The sequence below is a fragment of the Amycolatopsis sp. NPDC003861 genome, from assembly GCF_053605405.1.
This window is the reverse complement of sequence record NZ_JBSGJD010000273.1, coordinates 1-12,319: the sequence shown is the minus strand read 5'-3', so window position 1 is coordinate 12,319 and position 12,319 is coordinate 1. Positions and strand designations below refer to the sequence as shown.

Here is a 12,319-nt window from a genome sequence, read left to right as displayed (position 1 = left end):
GCCGTCCCGCGGCCGACGACCGTTCCGACGACGAATCGAACCCCTGGTGACCGGCGGCGGCTTCCGCGTCTCGGCGGACCCGCTGGCGAACTTCGGCAAGCACCTCGACGAGCTGCAGAAGAACCTGCAGAGCACGGCGGACCTCGTCGGCGGCATGGTGTGCGACCCCGGCATGTTCGGCATCAACCCGGCGTGCCAGCTGATGGCGGCCGGCGCGAGCACCTGGACCGACAAGGCGCACCACCAGTTCGGGGAGTACGCCAAGACGATCGGCGAGTTCGCCGACAAGGTCACCGAGGCCGCGAAGCGCTACCAGTCGGGCGAAGAAGACGCCGTGAACTCGATCGTGAGGTTCGGATAGTGGGCGACGACTACCAGAGCAAGGACGTCAGCCTCCACGGTTCGGAACTGTTCAACAGCGACAACGCGTCGGCCGGCGCGGGCTTCTTCGAGGCGGCGATCGGCCTGGACAAGGCCGTCAAGGAGCACGACAAGGTCGCGATCGGCATCGGCTCGGCCGGCATGGCGCTGGAGACCATCGGGCTGGTGCTGGACCCGATCGGCAGCCTGCTGACGGCCGGGATCGGCTGGCTCATCGAGCACATCACGATCCTGCGCTGGCCGCTGGACATCCTGATGGGCGACCCGATCGGCATCGCCGCGGCGAGCGAGGCGCTGACGGCGGAGAAGAAGAAGCTGGAGCAGTGGTCGGCCGACCACCAGCAGGCGCTCGACACGCTGCTGAAGGAGTGGAGCGGGCAGGCCGCGGACCAGTTCAAGAAGGACATGGACGCGGTCACGGCGCAACTGGGTTCCCTCGGCGGCTACCTCGACGAGGCCGGCAAGAACATGAAGATCGCCGGCGGCATCGTCGGCGCGTTCCGCGGCATCCTCCGCGACCTGATCGCCATGCTCCTGGCGACGATCATCAAGGGCGCCCTGATCGCGGCGGCCCTGGCCCCGGTGACGTTCGGGGCGTCGATCGCGATCTTCATCGGCACGACGATCGGCACGGTGGCCACGGCCCTGGGCAAGATCGGCGCAAAGCTGGCCCAGCTGGCGAAGAAGCTGGGCGACCTCCTGCAGGCGCTGACGAAGCTCGGCAAGGCGGGCGACGACCTGGCGGCGGCCAAGCCCCCGACGAGCAGCCTCACCCCGACGCCGACTCCGAAGCCGACTCCGACGCCGAAGCCGGACGCAGCACCGGCTCCCAAGCCGGACCCGGCGCCCAAGCCGGACACCACGCCGTCGTCGGCAACGCCGGAGCCGAAGCCCGAGCCGAAACCGGACCCCAAACCCGAGCCCAAGCCGGAGCCCAAGCCCGATACCACCCCTTCCTCGGCCGCTCCGGAGCCGAAGCCCGAGCCCAAGCCGGACACGACACCGGACCCCAAGCCCGAGCCCAAGCCGGAACCCGCGCCCTCCTCGGCGACCCCGGAGCCGAAGCCCGAGCCCAAGCCGGACACCACTCCCGAGCCCAAGCCGGAACCGAAGCCGGAGCCCGCACCCTCGTCGTCGTCGGCCACCCCGGAACCCAAGCCCGAGCCCGCCCCCGCGTCGGCTACTCCCGAGCCCAAGCCCGACACCACCCCGGATCCGAAGCCGGACACCACCCCGGCCACCCCGGATCCCAAGCCGCACAAGCCGTTCACCGACCAGATGACCGACGTCATCAAGACCAAACTGTCCCAAATGGACGGTGTGACGCCCGAGATCATGCAGAAGTTCGACAAGATCAGCAACTTCTCCGTGCACGAGCTCGGCAAGCTCTTCGGCAAGGAAGGCGCCGAAAAGTTCGAGTCGGCCATCAAGGTGATGACCGACCCGTGGTTCGGCAAGTCGGGCCTGGCCGGCAAGACCGTCGTCGACATGATCAAGGGCGTGCCCGCCAGCATCGGCAACGTCACCGGCGGGGACGACGACAGCTAGCCGAGCGGCTCCAGCCCGGTCAGCGCCACGCTTTCCGTCCACAGCCGCGCGGCGGCCGCGTCGTCGGTCAGGTTCGCCCACCGGCGTTCCCGCCGCGGCCGGCCGCGCAGGCCGAACACGCGCGGACCCCACAGCTGCCCGCCCTCGACGTCCGGGTCGAGGACGGCCCGCACCGCCGGTCGTGCTCCGGCGTCCTTGCCGTGCAGCACCACCCGGGCCGGCAGTCCGCGCAGCCACGCGCCGGCCGTGCGGGTGTGCACCGGCGGCCGGGACGGCGTCAGCGAGTCGAGCGCGCCGCCGGGGTGCGCGAGCACGCTGATCCGCCGGGCACCCGCCGCCCGCAGCCGCCGGTCGAGCTCCAGCGCGAACAACATCTGCGCCAGCTTCGACCGCTCGTAGGCTCGCTTCGGCCGGTAGTCCCGCTCACTCTGCAGATCGGAGAAATCGAGGCTGGACGACTTCGCCGCGAAACTGCCCGTCGTGACGATCCGCGCGGCCGGGGCCAGCACCGGCATCAGCCGCGCGACCAGCGCGAAGTGGCCGAGGTGGTTGGTGCCGAACATCAGCTCGTGCCCGTCCCGGGTTTCCCGCCGCGGGGGCGCGTCGAGCGCGACACCGGCGTTGCAGAGGACGGCGTCCAGCTCGCCCACGTCCGGTTCGAGGGAATCCAGGTCGGCCAGGTCCAGCCGGACGTGGCCCACCTTCGCGCCGGGGACCCGCGTCCGGATCGACTCGGTCGCGGCCAGCGCCTTGCCCGGGTCGCGGCTGCCGAGCACCACCTCCGCGCCCGCCGAAGCGAGCTGCTCGGCGGCGAAGTAGCCGATCCCCGCGTTGCCCCCGGTCACCAGAACCCGCATCGCCGCCCTCCCCGTCCGGGGCAACGCTACCGGCCGGGGTCAGAGCCGGCTGAGGCCGTACAGGATGCGCTTCATCAGGTCCATGCTGGGGCGGTTGCCGTTGCCGCGCTTCGCGGTGTGGACGGCGACGAGACCGCGGTCCGCCAGGTCGGAGAGCAGGACGCGCGCCACGCCGAGCGGCAGCCGCCGGCGCGCGGCCACCTCGGCGACCGACTGCGAAGTGCGGCACAGCACGCAGATCTCCGACTCTTCCTGCGTGCTCCCGCGCGTCATGGCCCGCCCGCGCGCGGTGGTCGAGACGAGCGTCTCGACGGGGAGGTCCCGCGTCGGGCGCGTCCGGCCGTGGGTGCGGAAGTACGGACGAACGAGCCCCGCCGCTCCTCCGTCTTCGAGCGCGGTCCCCCAGTGCACAGCCAGCTCCTCACGGCGATTAATCCTTGTAGGCGATTATTCGACACCGTGATCGACTCCACCGCAATCGACCGAACAGGCTAACGGACGGTAAACTGCAGGTCGGAGCCGCGCCGTTGAACGACACCACTCCGAGGGAGGAAGGTCATCGAGCCCGATTATCAGGGTTCTGACAACTCCGCCGGCGCCTCCCGGGCGCGGCCAGCAGGCGCGTCAGCTGCCGCCGCCACCGGTAGGCGGCGGCGAACTCCTGCTTGACCTCGGCGATGCGTGCGCGGAGGTAGGCGTCGGAAATCATCGGGGCTCCCCTCGTCGTCCGTGCCGTCACGGTGCCCGGGGACCGTTGGGAAAACCTTGGCGAGACCTTGCCGGGACGCCGCCGATCCGCTACGCCTGAGGCAGGGAGGGGCGGAACGTGGTGGAACTGCGGGTTCTGGGCGCGGTCGAGGTCGTGGCCGGGGGCACCCGGCTCGACATCGGGCCCGCGCGGCAGCGTGACGTGCTCGCGGTGCTGCTCCTCGACGCCGGCCGGGCGGTCCCGGCCGACCGGCTCATCGACCGCGTGTGGGGCGAGCGGCCACCGCGGCACCCGAGGAACTCGCTGTACGCGTACGTCTCACGGCTGCGAACCTTGTTGAGCGCGCTGGACGGCGTCACGATCGAGCGCGAACGCGACGGCTACCTCCTGAAGGCCGATCCGCTGCTGGTGGACGTCCACCGGTTCGACAGCCTCCTCCGGCGGGCGAAGCAGACCGGCGACGACCACGCCGCGCTCGCGCTGTACGACGAAGCCTTGGCCCTCTGGCGCGGCACCCCGCTCAGCGACCTGGACTCGCCGTGGGTCGACGACGTCCGCGGCGAGCTGGAGCGCAAGCGCGACGCAGCGGTCCTGGACCGCGACGACCTCCGGCTGCGCACCGGGGCCCACGCCGCCGTGCTCGCCCGGTCCGTTCCCGGCGGCGGCGACGAACGGGCGGCGGCCCAGCGGATCGAAGCGCTGTTCCTCGACGGGCGTCCGGCCGACGCGCTGCGGGAGTACGAGGAGGTCCGGGCGCGCCTGGCGGACGAGCTCGGCGCCGACCCCGGCCCGCGGCTGCGCGGCCTGCACGAACGGATCCTCACCGGCGGCGGCCCGGAGCCCCGGCAGCTCCCGGCCGCGGCGCCGTCGTTCTCCGGACGCGCGTCCGAACTGGCGGCGCTCGGCCGGATGCTGTCGCGCGACGGCGCGGTGGCGGTGATCTCCGGCGCGGGCGGCCTCGGGAAGACGTGGCTGGCCGTGCGGTGGGCGACCGAGCACGCGAGCCGCTACCCCGACGGCCAGCTGTACGTCGACCTCCGCGGCTTCGACCCGGCCCACGAACCGGTGCCGGCCGAGCGGGCGGTCCGCGGGTTCCTCGGCGCGCTGGGCGTCGCGCCGGCGTCGATCCCGCCGGACCCGGACGGGCAGGCGGCGCTGTACCGCAGCCTCACCGCCCGGCGCCGGCTGCTCGTGGTCCTCGACAACGCGCGCGACACCGGGCACGTGACGCCGTTGCTGCCGGGTGGGTCGTCCTGCTCGGTCGTGATCACCAGCCGGCACGAGCTCGGCGGCCTGCTCACCACGCACGGCGCGAGCGCGCTGCCGCTGCGCACCCTCGACGAAGACCAGGCGCGGGAGCTGCTCGCGGACAGGCTGGGCGCGCCCCTGTTGGGCGAGGAACCCGAGGCGGCGCAGGAAATCCTGACCCAGTGCGGCGGAATGGCCTTGGCACTGGCGATCGTCGCCGCGCGCGTCGCGGCCCAGCCGGACCGGCGGCTGTCCGCGCTCGCGGCCGAACTGCGGGAAGGCCGGCTGGACGCCCTGGACACCGGCGAGCTGACGGCGAGCCTGCGCGCGGTGTTCGACGCTTCCTACCGCTGGCTTTCCCCGGCCGCCGCGGCCGCGTTCCGCCTCCTCGGCCTGCTTCCGGCCGGCGACATCGGCCGCGCGGCCGCGACGGCGCTGCTCGGGGACGCCCGGGCGGTGCGCGTGCTGTGCGCGGCCAACCTCCTGGAGGAGCACCAGCCGGGCCGCTTCCGGATGCACGACCTCGTCAAGCTCTACGCGGCCGAGCTCGTGACGACGACCGACGACGAGGCCATCCGCCTCACGGCGTCGACCAGGTTGTTCGACCACTACCTGTCCTCGGCGTCGGCGGCCATGGACCTGTTCTCCCCGCACGAGCCCTACCTGCGGCCGCGGCCGCCCGGTCCGCGCCCCACCTTCGCGTCCGGCGAGGCCGCCCGGGCCTGGCTGGACACCGAGCGGGCCACGCTGGTGGCACTGGCCACCAGCGCCCCGGAGGCCCTGGCCGGGCACGTGATCGATCTGTCGGCGACGCTCTGGCGCTACCTGTACATCGCGGCCCACCACCACGAAGCGCTGACGCTCCACACGACCGCGCTGGCGCTGACGAGCCCCGGCACGCGGGAACGGGGTTTCGCGAACCACGCCGTCGGCATGACGCTGATCCTCCTCGGCCGGTTCGACGCGGCCGCCGAGCACCTCGAGCAGGCCCTGTCCCTGGCGTTGGCGCAGCGGAACGACCTCCTGGAGAGCATGACCCGCAACAGCATCGCGACGATCGACGACATCCGCGGCCACCGCCCGGACGCCCGCAAGCAGTACGACCTGGCCCTCGCGGCGGCGCGCCGGACGGGCCACGCGCTGCTGGAGGGCATCGCGCTGTGCAACATCGGCGAGCACCACCGCTGGTGCGGCAACCACCTGAAGGCGGTGGAGTACCTGCACCAGAGCGGCCGCATCGCGGAGGACCTCGGCTCGCCGGGCCTGGGCGGCCCGGTGCTGTCGGCGCTGGGAAGCGCGTACGCGGGCCTGGGCCGTCCAAGGGAAGCCGACGACCACTTCCGCCGCGCGCTGGAGTTCGCCCGGGTCGGCGGCATCACGAATCTCGAGGTGACGGCCTTGAACGACCTGGCGGCGACGAAGACGGGCCCCGAGGCGATCGCGTTGTACGAGAAGGCGTTGGCGCTGGCCCGCCGGACCGGCCACCTTCGTGAGCGAGCATTCGCCCAGCACGGGCTGGGGGTCGCCCACCGAGCGGCCGGGAACGACGTCGAGGCGCTGTCACATCTTCAAGCGGCTTTGGTGGCGTACACGGAGTTGCGCGCACCGGAGGCCGAGGAAGTGCGCGCTCTGCTCGACGAGTTGATCTCCGGCTGAGGTCTGCATGCAGTCGATCAAGAAGTAGGACTCAGAGGCGGATGGGCTTCTTGTTCATGAACTCTTCAATCCCCAACACCCCCAGCTCCCGCCCCAGCCCCGACCGTTTGATCCCCCCGAACGGCAGGTCCGCCTCCGAGCCGCCCGACTTGTTCACGTACACCATTCCCGCCTCGATCCCGCGGGCGACGCGGGCCGCTCGCTCGCGGTCGGTGGCGAACACGCTCGCCCCCAAACCGAACGGTGTGTCGTTCGCCAGGGCCACCGCCTCTTCCTCCGTCGATGCGCGGAACAGCAGCGCCACCGGGCCGAAGATCTCCTCGTGGTACGCCGCCATCTGTGGGGCCACCTCCGTCAGGACCGTTGCCTCCACATACGCTCCCGGGCCCGGGATTCGGTGGCCGCCCGCGCGTAGCGTTGCTCCCTCGGCGATTGCCGTCTCGATCTGGGCCGCCACCTCGTCGGCGGCCGACGCCGATGCCAGGGGTGGCAGGGTGGTTGCCGGGTCCGCCGGGTCGCCCGGGACGTAATACTCCGTCACGCGCTTGGCGAACCGGTCGGCGAACTCCTCGTACAGCTCGCCCAGCACGATGATGCGCTTCGGCGCGTTGCACGACTGGCCGCAGTTGCGCATCCGGGCCGTGGCCGTGGTTCTGACCGTTTCGTCCAGGTCGTCGGTGTCCAGGACGATCAGGGGGTCGGAGCCGCCCAACTCGAGGACGCACTTCTTGAGGTTGCGCCCGGCTTCGGCCGCCACCGCGATGCCCGCCTGCTCACTGCCCGTGAGCGACACCCCGGCCAGGCGCGGGTCCGCGAGCATCCACGGGACCTGGCGGCTCGACGCGAAGACGTTCACGTACGCGTCCGCGGGCACGCCGGCGTCCCGCAGCACCGCCTCGATCGCGACCGCCGACCGCGGGCAGATCGACGCGTGCTTCAGCAGGATCGTGTTGCCCAGCACCAGGTTCGGCGCCACGAACCGGGCGACCTGGTAGCACGGGAAGTTCCACGGCATCACGCCCAGGAGCGCCCCGATCGGCTCCTTCGTCAGCACCGCCCGGCCGCCGCGGATCGGCAGGGGCTCGTCCGCCAGCAGGTCCGGGCCGCGCTCGCCGTAGTACCGGAAGATGTCCGCCACGACGCCGACCTCGCCGCGGCCTTCGTTGATCCGCTTGCCCATCTCCAGGGTCATGATCGCGGCGAGCTCGTCCGCGCGTTCGGCGAACAGCTCCGCCGCGCGCAGCACGACCGCCGCCCGCTCGGCGACCGGCCGGGCCCGCCAGGCCGCGTACCCGCGGTGGACCCGGTCGATCGCGGCGCGGACCTCCTCGTCGGCCGCGTTCGGGATCTCGTCGACCAGCTCGCCCGTCGCCGGGTTGGTGACTGTGTACAAAGCGGCCTCCTTCGCCAGGCTACTGGATACTGTATACACTATGTGTGGGATGATCGGCACCCGCGCGGCGGTACCCCTGGCCGCTTGATCGACTATCGTTCCCCCATGACGCTGGAACTCACCGGCGGACCCGCTTTCGCCGCACCGGCCCCGAAAACCGCTCGTTGGACCCGGCACTACGCCGACGCCGCGGTGACCTTCGGCTGCCCCGCCCGCACGCCGGAACGCGCGCCGCGGGTGTGGAGCGGGCGCGGCCTCGGCCTGCCGGAGGCCGAACTGCCAGGGTTCGCGGCGCAGCTGCGCCGCGTCATGAAGAAGGACGACTATTGGATCGCCCGGGCGACCTGTCCGGACCGTCGCGCGGGTGACGCGGCCATCTGGTCACCCGGCCGCTACGACGACGAAGACGGCTTCGTCTACTTCGCCGGACCCTGCACGCACGGCGATCCGTGGCCCGGCTACCGGCCGGCGCGGGCGTTCACCATCGCGCTCCCCCGCGTCCGAGGCCTGCGGATCCGGGTGGCGGCTTACCTGGCGGGATGACGGTGAGACCGGCCCACGCCGGCGCCATCGCCGCGGTGGTCAGCGGGCTACCGTCGACCACCCACGCGCTCCTCACCGGCACCGACGTCCTGGCCGCCACCAGAGCGGCCGGCACCCTGCTCCCCGGACGGCGCGACCGGCCTGGCGTCGCCGCCGGGCTGATCGCTCACCTCGCCGTCTCCGCGGCCTGGACCCGCGTGCTCGCCACGATCGCGCGCCGCCACCGGCTCGGGGCCGGCGGCGGTGCGATCGCGGGACTCGCCATCGCCGCACTCGATCTCGGGATCGCGGCCCGCGCCTACCCCGCCGTGCGGGCCTTGCCACGCGGGCCGCAGATCCTGGACCACCTGGTGTTCGGCGCCGTCACCGGCGCGCTCCTCGACCGTCCACACCGGACGGATCAGGGCACGACCTCGACGACGTCACCCGGGTGCAGCGAGGTGTAGAACTTCACCGCGGCCGCGTGCGAAAGGTGCACGCACCCGTGGGACTTGACCTTCAGGCTGCCCTGGTGGAACGCGACCCCGGTGGTGGTGAAGAACACCGAGTACGGCATCGGCCCGTTGTACTGCTTGCTGTAGTGGTCGATGTCCTTGTACTGCACGTGGAACTTCCCCACCGGGGTCGGGTACTTCGGCAGCCCCACGGTGATCGGGACGCCGCCGTAGGTGACGTTCCCGGCGCCGTCGGTCAGCCACGCGGTATTCGAACTGCGCTGGACGCAGGCCTTCGCTTCGGCACTGCACGGCGTCGACGCCGCTTCGGCCGTTCCCGCGAACGCCACGGTCCCCGCCATCGCGGCGACCCCGCCCAGAAGTGCGATCATCCTCCGGTTCATCGTGTGCCTCCCGTTGTCGTTCGGCTACCCAACGAGAGTGCCCACTCGGGCGATCTTCGAATCAGTTCGGCGGCTGCGAAAGCCCGAGGAATTCGGCCTGCTCCCGGTCGTAGCGGCGGGTCAGGCCGTTGCCGTAGCGGTCCCACCAGTTCTGCGTGTGCCCGCCCTGGGTGGTCGTCGTCCCGCCGTAGACCTGGCGGTCGTACTCGACGCGGGCGTCGCGGAACTCCTGCTGGAACTGCTCGGGCGTCAGCCCCTGGACGTGCTGGATCGTCGCGTCGCTCAGGGTGCGCGAGCTGCGCACGATGTCCTCGCCCGCCATGTGGTTGAGGATCGCGCGCACCCCGCCGGCGCCGCGCATGTGCGCCCCGGACATGATCGCGGCCTGGGTGCCGGGGTCGGTGAAGTTGAGCGCGCCGGCGGTCCGCGCGTTCGCGGTCATCAGGTCGGCGACGACGGCGCGTTCCTCGGCGCTGCCGATCCCGTACTGCTCGCGCGCGGCGATGATCCGGTCGTAGCCGTTGTGCATGTTCTGCCGGAAGCCGTACGCCTCGGGCACGCCGCCTTGCTCCCCGGTCGCGCCTTCGGACCGCATGATCGAGTCGACGACCCGCGGGTCGAGCTGCTGCGGTGCCGCGGCTGCTGCGGCGCCGCCCCCGCCCTGCCCACCGCCGCCGCCGTAGGCCTGGGCGACGTCGGAGTCGGCCGCGCGGTAGCCGTCCGCGGCCTTCTGGACGTTCTGGTTCACGTTGACCAACAGGCTCAGCAGCTTCTGCAGCGCGCTGCCCAGCGTGGAGTGCAGCGCCGTGTTGGCGGCCGCGACACCGCTGCCGATCCCGGCGAAGGACAACGCGTCCAGCACCAGGCCTTCCAGGTCGCGGGTGGCCGACAGGAAGGACGACCCGACGTCTTCGACCGCCCGTACGACCGCTCCCATTTCCGCGGTTTCGGCGCGGTAGGCCCCGGCACTCATGGTCTGCTCCCTCCGGACACCGGCTGTGCACGCCCGAGAATTCCCCACCGCGCCGGCCGGGCCCACGGCCGAATTACCCACTGGTCACGGCCGGAGTGCCCACACCGGCGCTAAAGTCGGGAGATGAGCAAACCCGACGGCGACCCGAACGTGGTCGAGGGCGAAATCGTCGACGACACCCCCACCGAGGCGCTGGCGATCCCGTCGCCGCCACTGCCGGAGGCGGACTACAGCGAAGGTGGCGTGCCCAGCTTCGACTTCGTCCGCGACAAGATCGAGAACCGGTACACCACGTCACTCGGCTCGGTCGACGTCGCCGGCCTCGGGACCGAGAACACGGCCGAGACCCTCGACAAGCAGATCGCCGATCGCGACCAGGCCGCCAAGGACAGGCTGGCCGAGATCCGCCGCTCGATGCGCGGTGAGTGACTCGGCGTCACATCACGCGTGCGGCGAGTCGGCTGAGATCCGCTTCCGCGGGCTCAGCCGGCCGGCGCGCCGTGCCATAGGGACGCTGAGACTCGGCAAACCGAGCCGGTGGCCGATCATCTCGCCGGCGGATCGGCCACCGGACTGACACGATGAGCTGCCCCGGCTCCAACCGCTGCGAGTGCACCGCCGTGTCCGGGGCTTCGGGGCGGAAGAGCGGCGTCTCGGCACCGGTGCCGGCGCGGTCCACGACGTAGACGAAGACGAACTCCTCGCCGTCGGCGTGCGGTCGCGTGACGACGGTGGTGAACGTCCGGAAGAGGTTGACGCCGAACGTCCCCCGCGCCCGGCGCCGGCTTTCCGGTACGAGCCCGAGCACGGCGCGGATCCAGGCCGCGAACAGGGGGTCGTGCGCCACCGGCGTCCGGGCGTACTCGCGCCGCTCGGGGCGGCCGCCGCGGTCCTCGATGGCGATCTCGGGGTGTTCGGCCAGCACCGGCGTCTCGCCGTACCAGGCGTACTCGACGACGTCCCGGGCCTGCTCCCGGTCGGCGGGGATGTCGCCGGGGTAGCAGCGCAGGACGTCCGGGGTGAAGTACGTGCGCAGGAGGTGCTCGCGCAGGCGCGGGCCGGGCAGGCCGAGCTCTTCGTCGGACACGACCACGTAGCCGTCGGTGTCGAGCCGCTTCCGGTTCAGCCGCAGGTCTTCGCCCGGGACGAGGACACCCGGTTCCTGCACACGGCCAGCCCGCTGATCGCCCCGGAGGGCGGCCACGTCCGGCGGGACGCCCTCGTCTGCACCGTGGACCACCCGCAGACCTACGGCCTCGGCTGACGCTCAGCACAGCAGCCAGCGCATCTCCGCCGGCTGGTAGCGGGCGACCGCGAGCAGCCGGTGCGGGAACACCGGGACCTGGCCGGCCAGCCCGGTGAGCCGGACCACGCGTTCGACGTCACCCCCGGGCGAGACGATCAGGCAGCCGGAGATCTCGCGTTTCCGGCACACCTCGAACACGCTCAGCAGCCCACGGACCCCGCGGGCGGTCAAGAACCCCAGCGGGCCGAGGTCGAGCACCAGGAACCGGGGGCTCGGCAGCTCGCAGAGCGCGGTCTCGAGCACCGACGCCCAGGTCAGCACCGTCCGGATCCCCGGCTCGCCGCACATCTCGACGACCAGCACGCCGCCGGAGCGTTCCGAGGCGACTTCCTCGTCGCGCATCGCGCCTCCCGGGAGCCATCCCGTCCCGCCCCCCATGGTCGCACGGGACGTCAGGCTTCCGTAATACCCGCGTGGAATCATGGGAGGTCCGGGGCAGTTGTAACGGGCGGTAGCACCGCACGAGGAGAAGGAGTGACGCCGTGACCACGTCAACCGAAAGGGCCGTCCTGGCCGGCGGCTGCTTCTGGGGCATGCAGGAGCTGTTCCGCCGTCAGCCCGGGGTGATCTCGACCCGGGTCGGTTACAGCGGCGGCGACGTCCCGAACGCCACCTACCGCAACCACGGCACGCACGCCGAGGCCATCGAGGTGATCTACGACCCCGCGCGGACCACGTTCCGCGACCTGCTCGAGTTCTTCTTCCAGGTGCACGACCCGACGACGAAGAACCGCCAGGGCAACGACATCGGCCTGAGCTACCGTTCGGCGATCTTCTTCGAGAACGACGAGCAGAAGCGGGTCGCCGAGGACACGATCGCCGACGTCGACGCCTCCGGGCTGTGGCCGGGCAAGGTCGTCACCGAGG

The 12,319-nt window shown here is 71.9% G+C and carries 14 protein-coding genes; 7 read left to right on the top strand and 7 right to left on the bottom strand.

Features of this window, described 5'->3' with window-relative positions; genetic code table 11:
* Both ACWEVN_RS40910 and ACWEVN_RS40905 read left to right on the top strand, forming a co-directional pair.
* Positions 1-361: hypothetical protein (locus ACWEVN_RS40910; protein ID WP_452054875.1), on the top strand; the 361-nt coding region annotated here is incomplete at its 5' end.
* Positions 361-1,929 carry a WXG100 family type VII secretion target gene (locus ACWEVN_RS40905; protein WP_452054874.1) on the top strand — a complete coding sequence of 523 codons (1,569 nt, stop codon included), beginning with the start codon at positions 361-363 and terminating at the stop codon, positions 1,927-1,929. The genes ACWEVN_RS40910 and ACWEVN_RS40905, both read left to right, overlap by 1 nt.
* Here the strand turns inward: ACWEVN_RS40905 and ACWEVN_RS40900 are convergent.
* Both ACWEVN_RS40900 and ACWEVN_RS40895 read right to left on the bottom strand, forming a co-directional pair.
* Entirely contained in the window at positions 1,926-2,786 is an 861-nt protein-coding gene (locus tag ACWEVN_RS40900; protein WP_452054873.1) for an SDR family NAD(P)-dependent oxidoreductase, read from the bottom strand. The genes ACWEVN_RS40905 and ACWEVN_RS40900 overlap by 4 nt on opposite strands.
* Before the next feature lie 39 nt (positions 2,787-2,825).
* Complete coding sequence (locus ACWEVN_RS40895; RefSeq protein WP_449684232.1) at positions 2,826-3,197, bottom strand: DUF742 domain-containing protein; 372 nt, start codon at positions 3,195-3,197, stop codon at positions 2,826-2,828.
* Positions 3,198-3,612: 415 nt separating this feature from the next.
* On the opposite strand from ACWEVN_RS40895, the gene ACWEVN_RS40890 reads away from it, so the two are divergent.
* On the top strand, positions 3,613-6,399 hold the full coding sequence (locus tag ACWEVN_RS40890; RefSeq protein WP_452054872.1) for a tetratricopeptide repeat protein: 2,787 nt from the start codon (positions 3,613-3,615) through the stop codon (positions 6,397-6,399).
* 31 nt (positions 6,400-6,430) lie between these two features.
* Here the strand turns inward: ACWEVN_RS40890 and ACWEVN_RS40885 are convergent, their stop codons facing one another.
* Positions 6,431-7,792 (bottom strand): NAD-dependent succinate-semialdehyde dehydrogenase, encoded by a 1,362-nt coding sequence (locus ACWEVN_RS40885; protein WP_452054871.1) that lies wholly within the window; start codon positions 7,790-7,792, stop codon positions 6,431-6,433.
* A 105-nt stretch (positions 7,793-7,897) separates the two neighbouring features.
* Here ACWEVN_RS40885 and ACWEVN_RS40880 point away from each other — a divergent pair, with 105 nt between their 5' ends.
* Both ACWEVN_RS40880 and ACWEVN_RS40875 read left to right on the top strand, forming a co-directional pair.
* Entirely contained in the window at positions 7,898-8,335 is a 438-nt protein-coding gene (locus ACWEVN_RS40880) for a hypothetical protein (RefSeq protein ID WP_452054870.1), read from the top strand.
* Positions 8,332-8,781 carry a hypothetical protein gene (locus ACWEVN_RS40875; protein WP_452054869.1) on the top strand — a complete coding sequence of 150 codons (450 nt, stop codon included), beginning with the start codon at positions 8,332-8,334 and terminating at the stop codon, positions 8,779-8,781. The genes ACWEVN_RS40880 and ACWEVN_RS40875 overlap by 4 nt, the downstream gene beginning before the upstream one ends.
* Here the strand turns inward: ACWEVN_RS40875 and ACWEVN_RS40870 are convergent.
* Positions 8,736-9,173: a L,D-transpeptidase gene (locus ACWEVN_RS40870; RefSeq protein ID WP_310971484.1), complete on the bottom strand. Its 438-nt coding sequence runs from the start codon at positions 9,171-9,173 to the stop codon at positions 8,736-8,738. The genes ACWEVN_RS40875 and ACWEVN_RS40870 overlap by 46 nt on opposite strands.
* Before the next feature lie 61 nt (positions 9,174-9,234).
* A complete protein-coding gene (locus ACWEVN_RS40865) occupies positions 9,235-10,146 on the bottom strand; it encodes a hypothetical protein (RefSeq protein ID WP_449684239.1) in 912 nt (303 codons plus the stop codon).
* Positions 10,147-10,269: 123 nt separating this feature from the next.
* On the opposite strand from ACWEVN_RS40865, the gene ACWEVN_RS40860 reads away from it, so the two are divergent.
* Positions 10,270-10,575: a hypothetical protein gene (locus ACWEVN_RS40860; protein ID WP_452054868.1), complete on the top strand. Its 306-nt coding sequence runs from the start codon at positions 10,270-10,272 to the stop codon at positions 10,573-10,575.
* A gap of 7 nt (positions 10,576-10,582) precedes the next feature.
* Here ACWEVN_RS40860 and ACWEVN_RS40855 read toward each other — a convergent pair whose 3' ends face one another.
* The gene (locus ACWEVN_RS40855; protein ID WP_452054867.1) at positions 10,583-11,314 is read right to left on the bottom strand and encodes a 2OG-Fe dioxygenase family protein; all 732 of its coding nucleotides are present in this window, start codon (positions 11,312-11,314) and stop codon (positions 10,583-10,585) included.
* 99 nt (positions 11,315-11,413) lie between these two features.
* On the bottom strand, positions 11,414-11,794 hold the full coding sequence (locus tag ACWEVN_RS40850; protein ID WP_449684242.1) for an STAS domain-containing protein: 381 nt from the start codon (positions 11,792-11,794) through the stop codon (positions 11,414-11,416).
* Between the two features lie 140 nt (positions 11,795-11,934).
* Between ACWEVN_RS40850 and msrA the strand changes: the two genes are divergently transcribed.
* On the top strand, positions 11,935-12,319 hold a 385-nt coding region (gene msrA / locus ACWEVN_RS40845; protein ID WP_452054866.1), incomplete at its 3' end, for a peptide-methionine (S)-S-oxide reductase MsrA.